We start from the raw sequence: 21,974 nt of genomic DNA on the forward strand, positions 1-21,974 counted from the left end.
GTCAGCCTCCGCTGCGGCTGGGACGTGGTGATACCCACATCGCGATGATGGCCTGGAATACCTCGGTACCGGCGGCATCGGTGACGCTGACCTGCACCGGCAAGTCATAGCCGTGCTCGGCACTGATGATGGGCTGCCGTGGGGTTGCCACCGCCTTCAACACGCCCAGCGCCTTGGCCTGGTACTTCACTTCCATGCCCTTGGGGATCCAGCGCATGTCAGCTGGCAGGCTGGCATCCACCATCACGCCGCCGACTAGCTCGGCAAGATTGCACATCGCGATCGCATGCACCGTGCCGATATGGTTGCTGATGCGGCGGCGCTGGCGGATCACGCCTTCGCAGCGGCCCGGCTCCAGCGCAGTGATGGTTGGCGAGATGCTGGCGAAATAGGGTGCCTTGAAGCAGACCGCGCGTGAGAACAGCCAGTTTCCTGCTGGCCAGCGGGTGAAACGACGGTATAGCGAGAGCAGGGGCGCAGTCATGGCATGGTGTCCTGATATGAAAACGGCGGGCACAAGGCCCGCCGTCGGTATTGCATGTGGCTTGGCTTACGCGGCCTGCTGCGGCTGCGGGCGCTGCTTGCCCGGCAGGTCGTAGTAGCCGGCCGAACGCAGTTCATGCGGCTCGAAGTCGTCCACGGTGATGGTGTCCATGGTGATCTCGCGCAGCTCTTCGAGCAGCTTGCGCTCGTCCTGGGTGATCACGCCCTCGGCCACGGCCTCGTCCAACTGGGTGGCGAAGGTCAGCGCTTCGATGCCCTTGGTCTTCAGCGCCTTGATGAACTTGCGCTCGACCGGCTCGGCCATGATCGCCTTGGACAGGTAGCTGTTGATGCGGCCGCCCGGGTTGTTCTCGCACGGGGTCAGGAACACGCCCTGGGCCAGGCGGTCACGCGCTTCGCCCGGTGCCATCAGCGTTGCCGCAACGCGGCGACTCAGGCGATCACCCGGGGCCTCGGCGCGACGGCCGAACGGGAAGATCAGTGCCCACATCAGCCAGCCGATCGGACGGATCGGGAAGTTGCGCAGGGCAGCCGACAGCGACTCTTCGATCTTGTGCACACTGTCGTGGAAGGCCCAGGCCAGCAGCGGCTGATCGGCGGTAGGTGCGCCTTCGTCGTGGTAACGCTTGAGCATGGCGCTGGTCATGTAGATGTGGCTGAGCACATCACCCAGACGACCGGACAGCGATTCCTTGAACTTGAGCTTGCCGCCGAGGGTCATCATCGAGATGTCGGCCATCAGCGCCAGGTTGGCCGAATAGCGGTCCAGCTTGCGGAAGTAGCGGCGGGTGTAGGCGTCGCCCGGGGCGGCACCGAAACGCGCACCGGTCAGGCCGAACCACAGCGAACGCACGGCGTTGGAGATGCCGAAGCGAACGTGGCCGAACAGCGCCTGGTCGAATTCACGCAGGCCGGCCTTGCGGTCTTCATCCTGCGCAGCCTTCATTTCCTTCAGCACCCACGGGTGGCAGAGGATGGCGCCCTGGCCGAAGATCAGCAGTGAGCGGGTCATGATGTTGGCACCTTCCACCGTGATGGCGATCGGTGCGGCCTGCCAGCTGCGGCCGGCAAAGTTGCGCGGCCCGAGGATGATGCCCTTGCCGCCGATCACGTCCATCACGTCGGAAATGACTTCGCGGCTCATGTTGGTGCAGTGGTACTTGGCGATCGCCGACGGCACCGACGGCACGTCGCCACGGTCAACCGCAGCGGCGGTGGCCTGCGACAGCGCGCTGATCTTGTAGGCCTTGCCGCCGATGCGGGCCAGCGCTTCTTCCACGCCCTCGAAGCGGCCGACCGACAGGCCGAACTGCTTGCGGATGCGTGCATAGGCACCGGTCACCACCGCACCGGCCTTGGCACCACCGGAAGCGGTGGAGGGCAGGGTGATGGAGCGGCCGACGGCCAGGCACTCGTTGAGCATGTTCCAGCCCAGGCCGCGCTTCTCGGCGCCGCCGATCAGCTGGCTCATCGGGATGAACACGTCCTTGCCGCGGATCGGGCCGTTCTGGAAGGTGGAGTTCAGCGGGAAGTGGCGGCGGCCGATCTCCACGCCATCGGTGTCACGCGGCAGCAACGCCAGGGTGATGCCGATGTCCTTGGTATCGCCGAGCAGACCGTCCGGGTCGTACATGCGGAAGGCCATGCCGATCAGGGTCGCGACCGGGGCCAGGGTGATGTAACGCTTGTCGAAGGTGAGCTTCAGGCCCAGCACTTCCTCGCCCTTCCACATGCCCTTGCAGACGATGCCGAAGTCGGGAATCGAGGTGGCGTCGGAGCCTGCGAACGGGCCGGTCAGGCCGAAGCACGGCACTTCCTGGCCGATGGCAAGGCGCGGCAGGTAGTAATCCTTCTGCTCCTGCGTGCCGTAATGGTTGAGCAGTTCACCCGGGCCCAGCGAGTTGGGCACGCCAACGGTGGAGCTGACCACGCTCGATACCGATGCCAGCTTCTGGATCACCTTGTGGTGGGCCAGCGCACTGAAGCCCAAGCCGCCGTATTCCTTCGGGATGATCATGCCGAAGAACTTGTTCTTCTTGATGAATTCCCACATGTCCGGCGGCAGGTCCGCGTGCACGTGGGTGATCTCGAAGTCATTGACCATCTTGCAGAGCTCTTCCACCGGGCCATCCATGAAGGCCTGTTCTTCGGCGGTGAGCTGCGGCTTGGGGTAGTTGAGCAGGATGTTCCAATCCGGGTCGCCGGTGAACAGCTCGCCTTCAAAACCGACCGAGCCGGTTTCCAGGGCGATGCGCTCGGTCTTGGACAGCGGCGGCAGCACCTTGCGGAACACACCCATGAACGGTGCGGTGATCAGCGGCTTGCGCAGGAACGGCAGCAGCACCGGCACGCAGATCAGCGCAACGATGGCGGCGGCGACGATGATCGCGGTCTGGTTGACACCGGCAAACCAGCACATGGTCAGGGCCACCACGCTGATGACCGTCCATACGACGAGTCGCATGCGGTGGTAGGCAACAAAGGCACCTGCAAGCAGCAGGGCCAGGAAAGGTACGACGATGCTCATGGACGTGCTCCGGTAACGTGCTCGGTTCGGGCGGACGCTGCGGAAGGCAGTGCGTCCAGATAGTTCAACACAGCGGCGGTAAACGCATTGTTGTCATCGCCGGCCACCATGTGGGTGGCGTGCGGCAGATGGACATGCTGTGCGTGTGGCACCAGCGCCATGAATTCTTCAACGGTCTGCGGCGAGACCAGGTCACTGCGGCCACCGCTGACCAGCAGCAGCGGGCACTGCACTTGTCGCGCGGCGTCGGCAATCACGCCTTGATGTTGCTCGCTGTCGCGTGCCAGTTCGTTGACCAGGCGCGGGTCCCAATGCCAGTTCCAGCGGCCGTCCTTGCCCGGGCGCAGCAGCGCACGCAACGCGTCTTCGCTCTTGCGCGGGCGGTGCGGCATATAGGCGGAGATGGTGTCGGCGGCGGCCTGCAACGAGGCGAAACCGTCCGGGTGCGCGCTCATGAAGGCAAGGATGCGCTCCACGCCGCTGGTTTCCCAGCGCGGGGTGATGTCCACCAGCACCATCGCCGAGAACAAGCCCGGCCAGCGCGCTTCGGCCATCAGGCCAAACAGGCCGCCCATGGAAGCGGCGACCAATACCGGCGGCTGCGGCAGTTCGCCGGCTACCACGATCAGGTCATCGGTGAACTGGTCGCCGTGGTAGGGCAGATCGCTGGCGTTCCAATCCGAATCGCCATGGCCGCGGGCGTCATAGCTGAGTGTGGCGTGGCCTTCGGCATTGAGCGCTTCGGCTGTTGCAGTCCATGCGCCGCGGGTCTGGCCAAAGCCATGTGCGAACAGGATGCAGGGCTGTTTTCCGCTGGTTCTGGACGCGCCAAGGCCAGTGCCATGCGCGCCTTCCAGACGGATGTCCTCAGGGGATACAGAGATGGGAGTTGGCGTAACCATACCTGATGGTATGGAATGGCCTGAATGACTGTCAATACCTATGGGTATGGAAATGCTGACTGGGGAGGATGAGCGCGTCGGACCTGATCATTTATTTGCCAGATTGTCCGTATTTTGTCGCCCACATACTGCAACCAGTCCCCGCCGTATGGTTAAATCTGCCCATGAACGATTCTTCAGATTCCAGCACCGAGTCCCGCAGCACGCGGAACAGCCGCCTGAGCGCGGATGACTGGGCGCAAGCGGCCTTGGACCTGATCGCTGAACAGGGTGTGGGTGCGGTCGCGGTCGAGCCGCTGGCGCGTCGCCTTGGCGTGACCAAGGGCAGCTTCTATTGGCATTTCCCCTCGCGCGACGCGCTGCTGCAAGCGGCCTTGGAGCGCTGGGAAGTCGTCGAGCAGCAGCAGGTTTTCGGCAGCCTGGAAGAGGTGCCCGATCCGCGCACCCGTCTGCGCGCGCTGTTCCAACTGGTCGCGCATGAAGTCACTCCGCACGTCATCTACAGTGAACTGCTGAAGGCCTTGGACAACCCGATGGTGCGTCCGGTCATTGATCGCGTCTCGCAGCGACGCATGGAATACCTGATCGCCTCGTTCCGCCAGGCGGGTCTGAGTTCCACCGACGCGCGTCATCGTGCACGCCTGGCCTATGCGGCCTATGTCGGCTTCCTGCAGCTGTCGCTGCAGCTGCAGCAGCCCAAGCAGGCCCGCGAGGATTTCGAGGCCTATGTCGAGCATGTGATCGAGACCTTGATTCCGAATAGTTGATTTTGGGACCAGATTGGCCGAGTGGGCCGGCGTAGTGCCACCATGCGGCGTCAGCGTCTTCGCGCGGAAATGGCAATCCCGAGTAGGTGGCCGTCTTGCTTCAGGTCGGACACTCCCTCCAGATGCAGGTCGAATGTCGCCAGATACGATGCGAGCTGCGCTTGTTGGGTAGTGCTCATTGCCGCTTTCAATAAAGCGTCGTAACGCTCACCAGCATCTTCAAGTTGAAGTTGATGGCGTTGGCATTCATGCAGGGCACTAGTGGCGTCCGGCTCGTTGCCTGCCAGTGCCAGAACCTGCGGAACCCAGCGTAGAAATTCAAATAATAAATCAGGTGCGATAGCTACGGTCGCTGCAGCTCTTACCTGTGTCATCGCATTGTTGAACTCATCGCGGGTGGAGCGAGCAGAAGGGCTGGCATCCAACTGTCGACGTCCTTCGCTGGTGCTGGCGGCAGGCATGAGTTTTGCCATTTTCCTCACTTGCTCAACCGCTCCCCCTGGGGCTGTGAGCAAACGCACGTGGGCTATCTCATCACGTCCGACATCGACTATTCGAGATCCGCTGCTGTGGATCACGGCGGCGAAAATTCCATCGGCACGCAATGTGCGTGCAACCTCAGCGAGACTCCGATTCAAGTCAGAGTATTCAATTCCATATTGACTGGTGACAAGGTCAAAGCTGGCATTGCTGAATGGCAGGGCTTCGCAAGAGATATGGCTGTGGAATCTTGGTAATGCTGCCTTGTTTGGCGGTAGCCAAGTGGGAGCTATTTGCGCCGCATCGATGCCGTCGATGCTCAAATCGGGGCGCCAGTGCAGCAGCAGGCGAGGCAGGGGGCCATTACCTGTGGCTAGATCCAGTACTGATGCGGTATCAGGCAATCGCTGCGCTATGCCTTGCCAGAAGCTGGAGATCGCTTGGCCGTAGCCAGCATCAAATGTACCTGGCAATGAATGATCAGGCTGCAGGGCCCAATACCTGCTCCAGGAGTCACGGTTGCGGAAAGAACTGTTGTTGTCCGGTGGGCTCATTTTCATCAGCGATTTTTGTTGCTCTGCTTCTGACGAAGGAGGGGGCATTTGAGGCGCTGTTTGAAGAACTGGGGCCTGGATGCCAGTGCCATTGAACATTAGCAAACTTCGTTGAAAGGAGGCGCTTTGAATGAAGCTTGTTGCTAGCGGTGATAAATCAGCGGCGGGAATTGTAGTTGGTTGATTGGTTTGGGGGGAGTTGTGCCTCGCATTGGAGGGTTCCGGTCGTTGGCGAACAGGCTGCATGGGGCGGGAACGGAATTGAGCTGCAATAACTGTACAAGCTAGCTTTCAGGGTTTGAATGACGTATCTGCCGCACAAAAAAGAAAGGAGCCCGAAGGCTCCTTTCTTTCTAGATCAATACTTCAGGCCCATCAGAAGCGCTGTTCGTAACGGACGTACGGGGTACGGCCGTATGCGTCATACAGGTTGAAGTTGAACGGGCGACCGTCGTAGCTCAGCAGTTCCGGCATCTTGTTGGTGAAGTTGTTGATGCCCAGCATGATCTTGCCGTTCCACGGAGTCGCATAGCTCAGCTGCACGTCGTGGGTCAGGTAGTGACGAGTGTAATCGGTCTCGGAGCCGTTGGAGCTGATATAGCGAGCGTTGTAGCCAACGGTCCAGTCACCACGGTTCCAGGTGTTGTTGAAACTCACGCGACCGCGCGGGAAGCCCTGCAGGCCGACCTGCTCTTCGCCGCCGTCGATGGTGTAGGAGCGCTGGTAGCTGGCCTGCAGCATGTTGCTCAAAGAGCCCCAGGTGCCCAGATCGAACTTGGTCCGCAGGGTCATGTCGACGCCGTCGGTCTTGACCTTGCCTTGGTTGAAGTAGCAGTTGTGGATCTCTTTGATCGGGCTGCCGAGGGCATTTGCCAGGGCATCGTCGCGGATGATCGAGCACGGTGCGCCCGGCATCGGTGTCGGGTCGTCGCCCAATTCGATGTCGATCAGCTTCTGCGAGCCGAAGTAGGCGATACGGTCCTTGATCTCGATGTTCCAGTAGTCAAGGGTGATGTTCAGCCAATCGGTTGCATCCCACACTGCACCAACCTGGAACTGGGTGGACTTTTCTGCACTCAGGCCTTCGGCCTTTTCGCGGTAAGCATCAACCTGCAGGTCGGTGTTCGTGGCCTGTGCAGCACACTGTGCCTGAGTGCCTGCGCCCTGGTCCAAGCAGCTGGCGGGGTCGTAGACCGAGTCAGCGGAGAAGGCTGTAGCTTGGGAGATGACGTCCAGGGTCGGTGCAACAAAGCCCTTGCCGACTGAGGCGCGCAGGGTCAGGCTGTCAATCGGATGCCAGCGCAGCGACAGCTTCGGGGCGAAGTTGTTGCCGTAATCGCTGTAGTCCTCAAAACGACCAGCCAGATTTGCCTCGAAGGTCGAAGTGATCGGGAACAGCATTTCGAAGTACGCAGCGCTGACTTCTCGGTCGTCACCAGCAGAGGCGCCGGAGCTGCCGAGGACAACGCCTGCTGACGACAGCGAGTCGTAGAGATCCTCGAACTCTTCCTTGCGGAACTCGGCGCCGATCGCCAAGCTGGCTGCGCCACCGCCCATCTGGAACAGGTCGTTGAAGGTCAGGTTCGCGAAGGCTTCCTTGGTGGTGAAGGAGCTGTCACGGCTGATGGTGGCCTTGATCGAGTTCAGCACATCTACCGGAGTCGACGTCGGGTCGTAGATGTTGTAGTCGCCACGATTGATGGCTTGCTCAGCCAGCGACTGCACAATGTAGTTGCGGCCAAGTTCCTTGTAACGATAGGTGTTGTAGCGAACGCCACCGTCGAAATCGATGTTGTCGCTGACCGAGCCGCGGGCGCCGAGCAGGACGTCATACACGCTGCCGTCGGTGGTGTTGTCACGGTTGCCAGCAGCGGCAAAGCGGTGATAGAGGTAGGTGAGTGCACCGGGGGTCGGATTCTGTGCCGAGGTCGGGTCAATCGCTACAACGCCTGGGGTCGGGGCGTAACGGCCGAATGAAGTGGTGTTCGACACGGTGGTGTTCGCATACACCGCCCAGTTGTCATTGACCTGGACTTCACCGTTGAGGAAGAAGGACTTGTTCTGGGTGGAAGCTTCGTCAGCTGCAACCTTGTTGAAGTTGTACGAGCAGCGACCGTTAGGCTGCATCCAGAAGTTTGCATTGGTGCAGCCGCCCGGCAATGCGGTGGTTGCATTGAGCGGGACGCCGGTCACGGGATCAAAGGAGCGGTAGTTGTTGCCGTACACCGAAACGCCCAGCTCCTGGCCCCAAGGGCGAGAGCTGGTATAGATCATTGCGCGACGGTTGTGCGAGAAACCACCAATCACGCGGCTACGCTCACCGGAGGTGCCGAACAAAATGGAACCTTCGTCGGTCGGGCCCCACTTCGGATCGGACTTGCCGATCATGATCTGGGCGCCTTCGAAGTCCTTGCGGGTGATGATATTGATCACGCCGCCGACGGCGTCAGCACCGTAGATTGCCGAGGCGCCATCGGTCAGCACTTCAATGCGCTCAACGGCCGCCAGCGGGATGGTGTTCAGGTCTGTGCCTGAGCCAGCTGAGAACGGTGCCTTCGGTGCGCGGTGACCGTCAATCAGCACCAGCGTACGCTGGCCGCCAAGGCCGCGCAGGTCAGCGAATGCGCCTGCCTGGGCAGAGCTGCCGGACTGCGGACGGAACTGGCCAACCGAATTGAAGGTGGTCGTGCGCAGATAGTCGGAGACCGTGGTCTCGCCGCTGGCGTCGATTTGCACGCGGTCGATCACGGTAACCGGCACAGCGCCTTCGACTTCGGCGCGCTTCAGGCGCGAACCGGTGACTTCAATGCGGTCAAGGGTCGTCTCGTTCTTGTCGGAGGCATTCTGGGCGAAGGCGGTGCCGCTGACAGCGACACCGGACAGCAGGGCAAGCGTAATTGCTTCGCGCAAGCGGGTGGTCTTGAGGCTCATACTCTCTCTCTCTCGTGTGACTGGGGAAAATCCCTTGGGACCTTCAGGCGGCTCCCAAATAGGGGAGCCAACAACTCAAGGTCGTACCTGATCGTAGCTGTGTATCAGATGAAATTAAAGTCTTGTTAATAATTTCTATTGAAATTTTACAAAAGAGCTGAATCTGGTCAGCAATGCGGTGCTTCTGGGTCTTTGCTGAATAGGGCTGGATAGTTCTTCCATCGACCGATGGATCTCGTATGAATGGGTTCGCGAACCTGCCACCGACTTGGTGTCTGTACGGTGCCCGCGGTTTCGTGTGCCTTTAGGACAGCGGGGTCCCATTTCAAGCCACTGAATTCAATAAGTTTTTCTGCGCCATTGCGAGGGTCGGTAGCTAGGGCGGCGTAGTCCTGGACGTATATGGGGAGGCTCAGGGTGCGTTGCCAAAGGTCCAGCAAGTGTTCCTCTGCCTCTTGGTATGCGGCAATGCCCGCCATTGAGGTAGAGAAGCTTGATGCGGGGGAGAAGTTCTCACTGTAGATCGACAGCGCCACATCACGTGGGTCTCGTCGGCACCAGATCACCCGAGCTGCAGGGAAGATTGCTTGGATCAGGCTCAACTGAAAGAAATTCAGGGGAGCTTTGTCTACCAATACGGTCTTCCCGGCTTGGGCGTGCCGGCTTGCTGAGCGTAGATAGTTCGAACGCATTGACGACAGCTGCTGCGCCGGGATCTTGTTCACCAGGGTTGGCCAACTCGGGCCAAGCTCAAGTGCCAATCGGGGGAAATCCGGCAGTTCTCCGCAGCCATGAACCGATGGGTGCGCAGAGAGGATAGTTTCGGTGAGCGTTGTTCCTGAGCGTGGCATGCCAACGACGAAGATCATTTGCATCTCCTCTTTCACGTCATTGGATGCAATGGATGTAAGAGGAGCTGTTTCAAGCATTCTAATGTGACGATCCAGCCAACTTGGATCGAAGCTGCCAGCGGATACCTCTCGGCTTTTGTTTGCGGTTTGCCACGCCTGCAATGCCGCTGGGTAACGACCCATGGCATCCAGAGCTTTGCCAAGCGCATATCCAAGCAAGGCCCGTTCGTCGTGAGGTGTAGTCGCGTTTTCAATAAGCGTTTGGGCAGTGTCCAGCAGGTCGGTGCTGGCGTTGCCGCGTTTGAGGTTGAGGAGTCCTGCCAAAGCGAGCACCCAGGCTGGTCGTGAGCTCAGTGCAGATAGGTAGGCCTGCTCAGCTGCAGCGTTGTCGCCGTCGTCCTCCAGGGCTTGTGCAAGGGCCATGAACAGTGAAGGGTCATCGGGGGTGAGTTCGAGGCCTGCACTTATGAGTTCACCTGCCTTTGAGTTGTCTCCCAGCTGGTTATGTGTTTCGGCAAGCCTGAGGCGCAGCGGTACGTCTTTGGGGGTTGCTTTCAGAAGAAGGGAAAGAAGTGGTAGTGCCAGTTCCGGGTGGTCCGCTTCAAATTCGGCATCCGCCAGAATGCGAGTGCTTGTCCGGGATGGCGCTCGTTGATGTGCATCCCTCAAAAATGGAAGGGCGCTCTGTAGTCGGTTTTGATGCTTGAGGCAGGCACCCAGCTCCAATGCGTAAGCTGGATTGAGGGGAGACAGGTGGTGGGCATGGGCAAAGAACACGTTCGCTTGTTCAAAGTCGCCATCGGCTACCGCTAGACGTCCAGCACATGATTGCAGCTGCGCATTGGTAGGTGACGCGTCCAATGCACTGGCAAGTAGGTTCCGTACCTGCGGTGCGGAACGATTTGCGTCCACGATTTCAATGATGGCTGCGACAGCCTCCGGTGGCGAGGTTGCCAGGGAGTCCAGCAGTAATTTGCTGCCGCTGCTGATCTGATTGGAGCGAAACAACTGGAGTGCCCTCTGCTTAAGAGGGAGTGGCGGCGTACTTTCGATATGGTCGGGCATTGGGTCGCTTAAGCGCAGGACAAACTGTCCCGCACTCTAGCAAGCCACGACCGGGGTCTTACAGGTCCTGTTCGTAGCGGACGTACGGGATTGCCCCGTCGTCATTGCTCTCGTTACGCGGCGAGAACGGGTTTTTGCCGCGGGTGATCACGTTTTCAGCGCCGACCGTGAGCTGGCCGCTCCACGGGGTGCGCCAGGTGATGCCCAGGCCCAGGCCTTCCCACTTGCCACTTTGGCCGGGTGCGTCGACCACGCGGCCGATCACATTGGCGCTGAAAGCGCCGTAGCCGCCTCCGACGCTCAGGCTCTTGCTGTCCCACTGGTCGGCGACTGCCGGGGCGGCGTCGGTCAACGGGACCAGACGGGCCTTGGCGTAGGTGCCGCCGATGGAGACGAAGCCTTCGCGGCCGATGTTCTTCTGGCCAAATACGGTCAGGTCGTTCTGTTCGACGCGCGCTGCGCCAGCTTTGCCGCCGTTCGACAACCATGCCGGAAGCGTGTCGCGGCCCGTGCCGGCGGTAATGCCAACGCGGCCGCCGGGGCGGTTGAATGCGGTGGTGGCAGAGATATGACGATCATTGTCATCGTCGTCATCGCCCAGGCTGGCGAGCATGCAATGGCTGGCAAGGCCACCAATGCTGCTGCCGCCGCTGCCGTTGCAGAGCAGGCCGAGCGAGTCGCCGGAGGACAGGCCAAAGGCCGCATCCAGCGAGCTACGGCCGAAATTCCAGCGCGCGCCGACGTTCTGGGTGCCAGTGGGTTCCAGATAGAGCAGGGCTTCAACCTTGCCGCTACCGCGGTTCCAAACCGGCAACACGGTGCTGTCCACGGCCCGCGGCTTGCTCTGTGCATGCACGCCCGTGACCACGCCAAGGGCGATCATCAGGGCAAGCGGTAGGCGCAGTAAGGCGTTCATGGACTCAGTAAGACCCCGTGTGCGCCAGGAAGTTCCCGGCGCGTGAGTTCTTGATCCTATGCGGTTTATGGTTTCTTAACAAGTCTTCGCCCTCCCCAGAACGTAACTCGTTGGACCCTTATTGCAGCCGCTCGGGAGCGGGCTGGTTGGCCGGTGTGGAACTGAACAATACGCCGAATTCTGCTAATGGGAAGTGATATTCCTGACCGCAGAACTCGCAGCGTACCTCGACCTGCCCGGTGGGCTCGGCGGCGGCCCGGGCTTCCTCCTCGCCAAGCGACTGCAGCATGGCGCTGACCCGTTCGCGGGAGCAGGAGCAGCCAAAGCTCAGGGCCTTGTCGCCGACCAGTTGCGGGTTCTCTTCATGGAACAGGCGGTGCAGCAGTTCGCTGCCCGGCAGGGCCAGCAGCTCGTCGCGGCCGAGGGTGTCAAACAAGGCGCCTGCGCGAACCCAGCCATCCTCGTCACCCTCGTCACCCGGCAGTTTCTGCAGCAGCAGGCCGGCGGCGTGCTCGCCGTCGCTGGCAAGCAACAGGCGCGTCGGCAGCTGTTCGGAGTGGCGGAAGTAATCCTCGAATGCCTCGTCCAGGCTGTCGCCGGTCAGTGCGACCAGGCTCTGGTAGCGCTGCGGTTCGCGCGGGTCCAGGCCGGGGTTCTCGATGGTGATGGCGAGCAGGGCATCCTCGCCAAGGGCGCTCAGGCTGGACGGCGCGTCTTCGCCGTCGTTCAGCTGGGCGATGCCACGCAGGGTGCCGGCCGAGGTGCATTCGCTGAACAGCGCGCGCAGTGCGGTGCTGCTGCGAAGCTGAATGGACAGCCGTCCATCCACCTTGGTGTGCCCGGTGAACAGCGCAGAGGCCACGCTGGCTTCGCCGAGCAGGCTGGTGGCGGCGGCCGGGTAGTCGCCATGGGACAGAATTTCGCGCCAGCTCTGGCCCAGCCGGACATGGACGCCGCGCACACCGGCGGCGGGCAGGAGGAAGCGGACAAGCAGGTCGGAAGTGTCGGTCATGGGGCTGGATCTACGCGAGGTGGGGCCGGTGCCGGATAATGCGCCGGACAAAAGGTCTTGCAAGGTGGATATCAATGGGGGCGGAGCAGGCCGAGCTCAAGGTGGAGCAGGAATCAGGGACAAAGGCAGGGCGCCGGAAGCGCTGGTTGCGGCGCTTGCTGTGGGCGCCGGTGGTGTTTGCAGCGTTCAGCGTAGTGCAGGTGGTGGTACTGCGCTTCGTCGATCCGCCGTTTTCCACGGTGATGGTGTTCCGGCAGATGGAGGCACTGGGGCAGGGGGACTGGAAGTTCCGCATCCGCTACCAATGGCGTGACCTGGACCAGATGGCACGCAGCGTGCCTATTTCCCTGGTGGCGGCCGAGGACCAGCGTTTCCCGGAACACAACGGTTTCGACCTGCAGGCCATTGAAAAGGCGCGCAAGCACAACGAACGCGGTGGACGTCTGCGCGGCGCCAGTACGATCAGTCAGCAGACGGCAAAGAACGTGTTCCTGTGGCAGGGGCGCAGTTGGCTGCGTAAAGGCCTGGAGGTCTGGTACACGGTGTTGATCGAAGCGCTATGGCCGAAGCAGCGGATCATCGAGATGTACGCCAACGTGGCCGAGTTCGGTGACGGCATCTATGGGGTGCAGGCGGCATCGCGCGCTTATTGGGGCAAGGATGCCGCGCGCCTGAGTCCGGCGGAAAGCGCGAGGTTGGCGGCGGTGTTGCCGTCGCCGCGGCGTTACAACGCTGCCAAGCCTGGGCCGTATGTGCAGCGCCGGGCCGCCTGGATCCAACGGCAGGCGCGCCAGCTGGGTGGGGCGGATTATGTCGACGACGGCAATTGATCCCATCGCTGTTGTTAGACTTCGCCGATGAATACGCCAGAACGCCTGACCCTGCTGATCACCGCTTTCAACGAGCAGGAGGCGTTGCCGCAGCTGCATCCGCGCTTGTGTGCGCAGCTGCAGGCGCTGGATGGGAATGTCGATGGTCGCATTCTGTATGTCGATGACGGCAGTAGCGATGCGACCTGGGCAGTGATGCAACAACTGGCGGCGCAGGAGCCGCGGGTCTCGGCGCTGCGCTTGTCGCGTAATTTCGGCAAGGAAATCGCCTTGACCGCAGGGCTGGACTTTGTGGACGAAGGTGCGGTGATCCTGCTTGATGCCGATGGCCAGGATCCGCCAGAAATGATTCCGCAGTTCGTCGCGCTGTGGCAGCAGGGGTATGACGATGTCTACGGCACGCGCCTGGAGCGTGGCGGTGACGGCTGGCTGAAGCGGTTTACTGCAGCGGCTTTCTACCGTGTGATGGGGCGTCTGTCGAAAACACCGATTCCGGCCGATACCGGTGACTTCCGTCTGCTTTCGCCGCGCGCGCTGGCCGGCTTGCGGCAGCTGCGCGAGCGCCACCGTTTCATGAAAGGCCTGTTCGGCTGGGTCGGCTACAACCGGGTCGCGCTGCCTTATCGGCGTGAGCCGCGTTTGGCCGGCAACAGCAAGTTCGGCTTCTGGAAGTTGTGGAACTTCGCGTTGGAAGGCATCACCAGCTTCTCCACTGCGCCATTGCGGGTGGCGACCTATCTGGGGCTGTTCACCGCTGCGGGTGCATTTGGCTTTGCGATATGGGTGATCGGCAAGGCGGCCCTGTACGGCGACCGGGTTGCTGGCTGGCCGACGATGATGGCGGTGATCCTGTTCCTGGGCGGGGTGCAGCTGATCGCACTGGGCTTGATCGGCGAATACCTGGGAAGGATGTACATGGAGGCCAAGCAGCGGCCCTTGTACCTGGTTGATACCTGGCAGCCGGCGAACGTGGCAGTATCTGCCCCATCCGCCAGCGCAGGAGAACGCCATGCAGACCGTTCGACAGTTGCTAGGGGCCAAGTCCCCTGAGATCCACGCCGTACCGCCGGATGTGGCGGTGGTGCAGGCGATCCGCCTGATGGCCGAGAAAGGCATCGGCGCCGTGCTGGTGATGGATGGACGCACGCTTGTCGGCATACTTTCCGAGCGTGACTACGCACGCAAGATCGTGTTGATGGACCGTTCTTCGGCCACCACACCTGTGCGCGAGATCATGACCGCCGAGCTGGTCACGGTGGCACCGTCGGTGACGGTCGAACAGTGCCTGGAACTGGTGACGAATCGACGCATCCGCCATCTGCCGGTGGTGGACGGTGATGAAGTGGTAGGCGTGATCTCGATCGGCGACCTGGTCAAGTCGGTGATCGAGGCCCAGCGCCTTGAGCTGGGCCAGCTGCAGCAATACATCACCGGCACCTGAACCTGTCGGCGCTACCTAGCGTAGCGCCCGCCACACTGCGCATCCTTGCCAGGTCCGGTTTCAATCGTGGCCAGCAGGGCTGCGGGCGGGGCAATGCTGGCCAGGGTCAGGGCGATCGCGCCGCGCAGGCCCAACGCCTTGAAGTCCGGGCGGAAGGACGGATCCTTGAAGCTGCCGCCGATGCGCAGCGGCGAGCGCAGGGCGAGGATGCTCACGTCCTTGGGGCGTGGGCGCAGCAATAGATCCAATTGCTCCTGCTTGAGGTTGATCGTGCCTTCGCCGACAACCAGGGTGTCGGTGGTGTCGAAGGCCAGCGCGCGCGACTGCATCAGGCCGTTGCGCACGCCGAAGTCGCCGAAGGCGCAGCGCAATGGAATCTGCTTGTCGCCGGTGAAGAGGAACTTCAGCGACTCGGCTACATCCAGCCCGGCCAGCTCCATCAGCAGGTTGCCGATGTGGCCACGGCCCATGCCCAGCGCGATATCGCCATTGCTGCTGCCCAGCATCGCGGCGATCGAGTTGCCGTTGCCGCTCAGGCGGATGTCGCCACCGATGCCGCCGGATGCCTGCTCGGCCAGTTTTGCATCGGGGAACAATTGACCGAGCTGGACTCCGCGCAGGCTGGCAGTGAGCGTGGTGCTGATCTGCGGGCGGCGCGCATCCATGCGGACGGTGCTGCGGATGTCGCCACCGGCCACGCCGAAGTTGAGCGGCTCCAGCCGCAGTAGCCCGTCGTCCAGCAACAGACGTGCGTCCATGTCGTCCAATGGCAGTTTGGGCGCGTTGATGTGTTGTGCCTTCCAGCGCACATCGGCGTCCATCGCACGCAGCTTGCCCAGGTTGTAGGGGGTGTCCGGCAATACCGTGGGCTTTGCGGCGAGTTGCGCGGCTTCGGCCTTCTGTTCGGCGTTGGCGGATTCATCGCCGTCGGTCTTCGGAGGTGCGCCGAGGAAGCCGGCGAGGTCGTCGAAATCCAACCGTTTTGACAGCAGGTCGGCGGTCAGCCGGGGGCGCTCGCCGGCGACATCGATTTCCACATCGCCAGCCAGGTCGCTGTCACCAACGCGCCCACTGAACTTCTCGTAGTGCCAGCGCTGGTATTCGCGCTTCAGTCGCCCGTCCAGCCGGTACGGCGGCGACGAAGGAATGGCGATGCCGATCAGCGGATAGAGGTCTTCCAGATCCTGCCCGCTTAGCTGGAACTGCAGGTCGAACACTTGGAACTGGAAGGGGTTGGTCAGCGTGCCGCTTGCGATGGCGTGGGTGGCGCCAGCACGGGCATCGAGGTGGATGCGGAACGGGTGCTCGCTGTTGCTGAGTTCCAATGGCGATTCCGTGCCGCCTTTCAGGGTGAACGCAGCACCTTGCCAGCGGCCCTTGCCTTCGATCAGCACGGGAGGTGCGACGTCTGCCTGTTTCGGGGTGCCGCTGTGGACCGTCACATCAACCGTGGTGCGCCCGGGTTCGTCGAGGAAGTGCAGCTTGCCGTCGGTGATATGCAGGCGTTTGAGTTGCGGCGGTTCGCCACCACCATCGCCGAGGAAGTCCCAGTTGCCGGGCTCGCCCTTGCGCGGGGCGGTCTGCAGCAGCACCTCGGGGCGGCTCAGGCGTATCTCTGGAATCTGCACGCTGCCACGCAGTAGTGGCCAGATGCGGATGTCCAATTCAACACGATCAGCGCTGGCCATCTGCGGTTGTTTTGCCCAGCTGGCATTGGCAAAACGGATGTCGTCGCCACGAACGGTGGTGGTGCGGCCCAGGTCTACATCCAGGTTGCCGATCTGCAGGGCGCGGCCGGTGCGGGCCTGTACGGCACGTTCGAGCGGGCCTTTGAACCAGTTCCAGTCCCACAGCAGGATCAGTGCGAGGATTGCGATCAGCACCGCCGCAGCGGCAATCAGCCAGCGTTGGCCGCGCTTGCCGGGGTGTTGCAGTCGCCAGCGCGACGCTGCTGGCGTGGCCGGGGGCGGAGAAGTAGTCACGTCGCCATCGTGGCGTGCTCCGTGTTCACGCCGCGCGAATCGGGCATTGGCGCGATGTGAACACGGTGTTGCCAGGATGTTGCCGGGAATTCCGGTGGGTATGGCGGATCTGTTGCGTTTACAGGATCTGCGCGGTCACCGAGATGAAGTGGCAGACGCTGCCAGCGATGACGAACAGGTGCCAGATCGCGTGCGAATAGGGCAGCTGCTCGCGGTGATAGAACACGGTGCCCAGGGTGTAGAACACGCCGCCGCCGAACAGCCAGCTCAAGGTCCAGCCATCAAGCGAGGCCCACATGGGCTTGATCGCGACGATGACCAGCCAGCCCATCGCGATATAGATCGCGGTGGAAAGCTTCTTGAAGCGGCCGGTGTAGAACAGCTTGAAGATGACGCCGAAGACGGCCAGCGCCCAGATCGCGGAGAACAGTCCCCAGCCCCAGGGGCCGCGCAGGCCGATCAGGGTGAACGGCGTATAGGTGCCGGCGATCAGGATGTAGATCGCGCAGTGGTCGAAGATCTTCAGCCGGCCCTTGGCCACCGGGTGCTGGATGGCGTGGTACAGGGTGGAGGCGGTGTACAGCAGCAACAGTGCGACGCCAAAGACAATCGCGCTGGCCAGCTGCCAGCCATCACCATAGATCGCGGCGAGGGTGATGAGTACAGCGCCGCCAGCCAATGCGCTGACTGCGCCCAGACCGTGGGTGAGGGCGCTGGCGACTTCTTCGCGGATCGATGCAACGGTTGCAGTCATGGGCAATGAGGGCGCGGGCTGGGGGGAGGCCCGGTGCCCGCTATCATCACCCCGAACGGCGGCGTGTGCACGCCGCCATCGGACTTAGGCGACCGAAACCGTGTGCGCGGCCTCACGCGTGGCGGAGAAACGTACGTCTGGCGCGCGTTCCTGGGCCAACTGCAGGTTGACCCGGGTCGGTGCCAGATAGACCAGGTGCCCGGCGGCATCGATGCTGAGGTTGCTGGCGTTCTTCTCGCGGAACTCTTCCAGCTTCTTCGCATTGCTGCAGCTGATCCAACGTGCGGTATTGACCGAGACCGGCTCGAACACCGCTTCCACGCCGTACTCGTCCTTCAGCCGGTAAGCGGCCACGTCGAACTGCAGCACGCCGACCGCGCCGAGGATGAGGTCGTTGCTCATCAGCGGGCGGAAGAACTGGGTGGCGCCTTCTTCCGACAGCTGCGCCAGGCCCTTCTGCAGCTGCTTGAGCTTGAGCGGATCCTTCAAACGGGCACGGCGGAACAGTTCCGGGGCGAAGTTGGGGATGCCGGTGAAGGTAACCGCTTCGCCTTCGGTGAAGGTGTCACCGATGGAGATGGTGCCGTGGTTGTGGATGCCGATCACATCGCCCGGCCATGCCTCGGCGGCAATCTCGCGGTCGCTGGCCATGAAAGTCAGCGCGTTGGCCAGCTTCATTTCCTTGCCGGTACGCACATGGAAGGTCTTCATGCCTGCGGTGAACTTGCCCGAGCACACGCGCATGAAGGCGACACGGTCGCGGTGCTGCGGGTCCATGTTGGCCTGGATCTTGAACACGAAGCCGGTCAGTTTGTCTTCCTGCGGGGCGATGTCGCGGCCGGTGGTCGCGCGGGTCTGCGGTGCCGGTGCGTGCTCGACGAAGAAGTCCAGCAGCGGCTGCACGCCGAAGTTGTTGACGCCCGAACCGAAGAACACCGGCGTCTGCTTGCCAGCCAGGTAGGCCTCGACGTCGAACGGGTGGCTGGCGCCCTGCACCAGTTCCAGTTCGTCGCGCAGGTCGGCCAGCATCTTCTCGCCGATCTTCTCGGCCAGGCCGGGGGAGTCCAGCGACGGGAAGATGGTCGAGTCCTGGCGGGTGAAGTTGCGGCCCTGTTCGTACAGGTGCACTTCGCCGGTAAGCAGGTGCACCACGCCCTTCAGGCGCTGGCCCATGCCGATCGGCCAGGTCACCGGCGCGCACTGGATGCCGAGCACGGTTTCCACTTCGTCCAGCAGCTCGATCGGGTCCTTGCCCTCGCGGTCGAGCTTGTTGATGAAGGTCATGATCGGGGTGTCGCGCAGGCGGCAGACTTCCATCAGCTTGATGGTGCGTTCTTCCACGCCCTTGGCCACGTCGATCACCATCAGCGCCGAGTCCACCGCGGTGAGCACGCGGTAGGTGTCCTCGCCGAAGTCGGCGTGGCCGGGGGTGTCGAGCAGGTTGACGATCTTGCCTTCGTACGGGAACTGCATCACCGACGAAGTGACCGAGATGCCGCGTTCCTTTTCCAGCGCCATCCAGTCCGAGGTGGCGTGGCGCGCTGCCTTGCGGCCCTTGACCGAGCCGGCCATCTGGATCGCGCCCCCGAACAGCAACAGCTTTTCGGTCAGCGTGGTCTTGCCGGCGTCAGGATGGGAAATGATGGCGAAGGTGCGGCGGCGCGCGGCTTCGGTGGCGACTTCGGACATGGCAGGGGCGCCCGCCCGGGCGCATCAGAAACGAATGAACCGGTGATTATACCTGTCCGCCGCCCACGGCTGCGGGGCGCCGTGGGCGGATCGGTTCAGTTCTGCAGCCAGGGATGGGCGCGCCTGCCCAGCCAACGGAGGGCGAGGGCGGAGGCCAGTGCTCCTCCCAGCATTGCGATTGACCATGCAGACAGCAGCCAGGCTGGCGCCGGTCGTGGCAGAGCGGTCGCCACCAGTGCGACCGGAAGCACCACCATCAGGGCGGTCTGCAGGGCGCGACCGAGGCGACCCTGCAGGGCGAACAAGCTGGTCGCATGCAGCCAGAGCAACGCGCTGGTGCAACTCCAGAGCAGTACCAGGGCATAGTTCCTGCCGGCTCCAAGCAATGCAGCGGTAGCTGCCAGCACCAAGATCGCCGGGGCTGCACGCAGCAGCATCTGTCGGCCCAACTGGTTGGCCAAGGCCTTGGCCGGGCGTCGTGGAAGGCCTGGCAGCAGGGCCGGCTCGTGCAGGCCCTGTGCGGGGCGGCGCACCAGCGTATGCAGTCGCATCATCGGCGGAAACGCGACGACCACCACCAGAAGCGGAATGAACAGCAGTGCCGTGCTGGCGACATCCTGTTTGTTCATCAGCAGCCACAGTATTGCGACACCGAGGATGGGCAGTTGGCCGCGCAGCCAGCTTCGGGCGGTGGGGCGGCCGAAGCCAGGGCCAAGCGCGATCGAAAGCGCCTGGTCGGTGTGGCGGCGCAGCTCATGGCCGACCGGCGTGCCTTCGCCGAACAGGGCCTGTGCCGAGGTGTCGTCGCTGCGGCTCAGGCGGTCCTGGCTCAACAACAGTGCGATCGAGGTAGTCCATTGCGTGCTTGCGGGTTGCTTTCGCATCCCCCAGCAGAAAACGGCGACAGCCAGCAGCAGCAAGGTAGCGGTAGCCGTGAGGCTCAACAGCGGGGTGTTGCTGATCGTGCTCCACGCGTTGTCGGTACGCTCCAACAGCCAATCCAGGGCGTAGCCCAGCGGCAGCAATACCCAGACGATCCAGGGAGGCATGGACACCCAGGCCAGGCCCAGCAGCAGAGCGTTGAGCAGTACAAGCAGGTTGAGCGCTACCTGCGTGTCGCCAACCGCGGCCATCAGTCCCGTCGGGACCAGTACACCCAGCAACAGGGCCATCGCAACCTGTCGAAATGCCTGTTGCGCAATATTGGGCAATCGCAGCCGGGATGCCAGCAGGGTCGTACCGATCAGGCGACCACCGCCCAGCATTGCCCAGAACAGTACTGTGCATGCGCACAGCGCCAGGTGCAGCGGAAATGCCTTGGTCAAGCCGCTGCCAAGCAGCGGTAGCGCCAGTGCAAGCAGCCAGCCAAGGCCGAGCAGCAGGTTGGTCCAGCTGGCGGAGGCCAGCACCGTGCGGAGCGTCGTCCACGGGCGTGCCGCCGGAGTGGTCTGCAGGGTGGCGTTCATTCGGCGATCTCGATGAACAGATCTTCAAGCCCCATGCGGTCCACGCGCAGTCCGTCTATCAGCAGAAACTCACCTGGCAGGTTCTGCCTGTCGATCAGGAGGCTGAGTGTGCCGTCGTTGAGCTGGCGGCGCAGCAGTTCGCCCGGCAGGCACTGCGGCAGGCTCTCAGCCACGACGGCCGGCAACAGCAGGCGGACGATCCGCTCCTTCAATTCGTCCAATGGCTGGTTGAGCATGATCCTGCCACGGTGAAGCAGCGCGACATGCGAGGCGACGCGTTCCAGGTCGCTGATGATGTGGCTGGAAAACAGCACCGTGGCCTCGTTGTCGATGGCCTGCTCGATGATGTCGCGCATCAACTCCCGGCGTGCGATGGGGTCCAGCGCGGATGCGGGTTCATCGAGCACCAGCAATGCAGGGCGTGGAGCCAGTGCCCGGATCAGCGCCAGGCGCTGGGCCTGGCCCGGCGACAATTTCGCGATACTGCGGTCGGGATCCAGTTCCCATCGTTTGAGCAGCGTATTGGCGTAACTGCGGTCCCAACTGGGATACAACTGGCCCAGGTACGAGAACAGTTGTCCAATCTTCATCCACGCGAACGATTGCGGCTGCTGCGGGACATACGCAACGCGCATTTTTCGTGCATCGTCCATGTCGAGTGCCGGGGCACCCATCACCATTGCCTGGCCCGATTGCGGTTGCAGCAAACCGAGCATGCAGCCGATCAGGCTGCTTTTACCAGCGCCGTTGCGGCCGATCAGGCCCAGTACCTGGCCACGTGGCAGTTGCAGGCTGACATCACGCAGTACCTCGTGCTTGCCATAACGGAGCTGCAATGCGTGGGCCTGCAATGGCATGGACAGATCAAGCGCGTAGGCGCCGGTGGGTTGGGTCAACACATTCATGTCGGTTCCTTTTCGAGCAGTTGCTGCAGCCGCGCCAGGACGCGGTCGGTGGGGAGTTCCAGTTGCATGCAGTGGCGGGCCAGTTCCTGCAGCAGGGGGTCGGCCTGCAGCAGGCGCTGTTCGAGGCTGTCGCCACCAGAACGCCGACTGGCGACCGCCATACCCTTGCCGCGCAGTCGTTCCAGCAATCCTTCGGTTTCCAGTTGGCTGTAGGCGCGGGATACCGTCATGGGGTTGATTGCATGCGCAGATGCCACTTCACGTACGGAAGGCAGCAGGGTTCCTGCCGGCAGTTGCCCGGCGCTGATCATTCGTCGCAGCTGTTCGGCGATCTGCCGGTAGATCGGCTCGGCCGCTTGCGGGGCTATGTGCAGTGCTTTTGCGTCCATGTGTATCAA

18 protein-coding genes are annotated in these 21,974 nt (G+C 62.5%); 4 read left to right on the forward strand and 14 right to left on the reverse strand.

Annotated elements, in window-relative coordinates:
- Position 1: 1 nt before the first annotated feature.
- The 3 genes from AC13FW_RS09975 to AC13FW_RS09985 form a co-directional block, all read right to left on the reverse strand.
- Positions 2-484, reverse strand: coding sequence for a hotdog fold domain-containing protein (locus tag AC13FW_RS09975; RefSeq protein WP_482988945.1), 483 nt, complete (start codon positions 482-484; stop codon positions 2-4).
- Positions 485-550: 66 nt separating this feature from the next.
- The gene (locus AC13FW_RS09980; RefSeq protein ID WP_482988946.1) at positions 551-3,031 is read right to left on the reverse strand and encodes an acyl-CoA dehydrogenase; all 2,481 of its coding nucleotides are present in this window, start codon (positions 3,029-3,031) and stop codon (positions 551-553) included.
- A complete protein-coding gene (locus AC13FW_RS09985) occupies positions 3,028-3,933 on the reverse strand; it encodes an alpha/beta fold hydrolase (RefSeq protein ID WP_482988947.1) in 906 nt (301 codons plus the stop codon). Before AC13FW_RS09985 ends, AC13FW_RS09980 begins: the two co-directional genes overlap by 4 nt.
- 164 nt (positions 3,934-4,097) lie before the next feature.
- On the opposite strand from AC13FW_RS09985, the gene AC13FW_RS09990 reads away from it, so the two are divergent.
- Positions 4,098-4,700: a TetR/AcrR family transcriptional regulator gene (locus AC13FW_RS09990; RefSeq protein ID WP_296252580.1), complete on the forward strand. Its 603-nt coding sequence runs from the start codon at positions 4,098-4,100 to the stop codon at positions 4,698-4,700.
- 50 nt (positions 4,701-4,750) lie between these two features.
- Here AC13FW_RS09990 and AC13FW_RS09995 read toward each other — a convergent pair whose 3' ends face one another.
- The 5 genes from AC13FW_RS09995 to hslO form a co-directional block, all read right to left on the reverse strand.
- On the reverse strand, positions 4,751-5,833 hold the full coding sequence (locus AC13FW_RS09995) for a class I SAM-dependent methyltransferase (protein WP_482988948.1): 1,083 nt from the start codon (positions 5,831-5,833) through the stop codon (positions 4,751-4,753).
- A gap of 276 nt (positions 5,834-6,109) precedes the next feature.
- Positions 6,110-8,665, reverse strand: a complete 2,556-nt coding sequence (locus tag AC13FW_RS10000) for a TonB-dependent receptor plug domain-containing protein (RefSeq protein ID WP_482988949.1) — start codon at positions 8,663-8,665, stop codon at positions 6,110-6,112.
- A 167-nt stretch (positions 8,666-8,832) separates the two neighbouring features.
- Entirely contained in the window at positions 8,833-10,581 is a 1,749-nt protein-coding gene (locus AC13FW_RS10005; protein ID WP_482988950.1) for a tetratricopeptide repeat-containing sulfotransferase family protein, read from the reverse strand.
- Between the two features lie 58 nt (positions 10,582-10,639).
- Positions 10,640-11,464: an XOO1806 family protein gene (locus AC13FW_RS10010; protein ID WP_282265870.1), complete on the reverse strand. Its 825-nt coding sequence runs from the start codon at positions 11,462-11,464 to the stop codon at positions 10,640-10,642.
- A 151-nt stretch (positions 11,465-11,615) separates the two neighbouring features.
- Positions 11,616-12,509 carry an Hsp33 family molecular chaperone HslO gene (gene hslO, locus AC13FW_RS10015; RefSeq protein ID WP_482988951.1) on the reverse strand — a complete coding sequence of 298 codons (894 nt, stop codon included), beginning with the start codon at positions 12,507-12,509 and terminating at the stop codon, positions 11,616-11,618.
- A 74-nt stretch (positions 12,510-12,583) separates the two neighbouring features.
- On the opposite strand from hslO, the gene mtgA reads away from it, so the two are divergent.
- From mtgA to AC13FW_RS10030, 3 genes are read left to right on the forward strand one after another with little or no spacing between them, the layout of a single operon-like run.
- Positions 12,584-13,339 (forward strand): monofunctional biosynthetic peptidoglycan transglycosylase, encoded by a 756-nt coding sequence (gene mtgA / locus AC13FW_RS10020; RefSeq protein ID WP_481533520.1) that lies wholly within the window; start codon positions 12,584-12,586, stop codon positions 13,337-13,339.
- A 27-nt stretch (positions 13,340-13,366) separates the two neighbouring features.
- Complete coding sequence (locus AC13FW_RS10025; protein ID WP_482988952.1) at positions 13,367-14,389, forward strand: glycosyltransferase family 2 protein; 1,023 nt, start codon at positions 13,367-13,369, stop codon at positions 14,387-14,389.
- Complete coding sequence (locus AC13FW_RS10030; protein ID WP_296252567.1) at positions 14,349-14,780, forward strand: CBS domain-containing protein; 432 nt, start codon at positions 14,349-14,351, stop codon at positions 14,778-14,780. The genes AC13FW_RS10025 and AC13FW_RS10030 overlap by 41 nt, the downstream gene beginning before the upstream one ends.
- Positions 14,781-14,791: 11 nt before the next feature.
- Here the strand turns inward: AC13FW_RS10030 and AC13FW_RS10035 are convergent, their stop codons facing one another.
- The 6 genes from AC13FW_RS10035 to AC13FW_RS10060 form a co-directional block, all read right to left on the reverse strand.
- Positions 14,792-16,762, reverse strand: a complete 1,971-nt coding sequence (locus AC13FW_RS10035; protein ID WP_482988953.1) for an AsmA family protein — start codon at positions 16,760-16,762, stop codon at positions 14,792-14,794.
- 118 nt (positions 16,763-16,880) lie between these two features.
- Positions 16,881-17,516, reverse strand: coding sequence for a PAQR family membrane homeostasis protein TrhA (trhA, locus tag AC13FW_RS10040; RefSeq protein WP_482988954.1), 636 nt, complete (start codon positions 17,514-17,516; stop codon positions 16,881-16,883).
- An 84-nt stretch (positions 17,517-17,600) separates the two neighbouring features.
- Complete coding sequence (locus AC13FW_RS10045) at positions 17,601-19,205, reverse strand: peptide chain release factor 3 (protein WP_282265802.1); 1,605 nt, start codon at positions 19,203-19,205, stop codon at positions 17,601-17,603.
- 95 nt (positions 19,206-19,300) lie between these two features.
- Positions 19,301-20,671 (reverse strand): hypothetical protein, encoded by a 1,371-nt coding sequence (locus AC13FW_RS10050; RefSeq protein WP_482988955.1) that lies wholly within the window; start codon positions 20,669-20,671, stop codon positions 19,301-19,303.
- The gene (locus AC13FW_RS10055; RefSeq protein WP_482988956.1) at positions 20,668-21,576 is read right to left on the reverse strand and encodes an ABC transporter ATP-binding protein; all 909 of its coding nucleotides are present in this window, start codon (positions 21,574-21,576) and stop codon (positions 20,668-20,670) included. The genes AC13FW_RS10050 and AC13FW_RS10055 overlap by 4 nt, the downstream gene beginning before the upstream one ends.
- A complete protein-coding gene (locus tag AC13FW_RS10060; protein ID WP_482988957.1) occupies positions 21,573-21,965 on the reverse strand; it encodes a GntR family transcriptional regulator in 393 nt (130 codons plus the stop codon). Before AC13FW_RS10060 ends, AC13FW_RS10055 begins: the two co-directional genes overlap by 4 nt.
- Between the last annotated feature and the right edge of the window lie 9 nt (positions 21,966-21,974).

It is taken from the genome of Stenotrophomonas sp. 21LCFQ19, assembly GCF_056861425.1.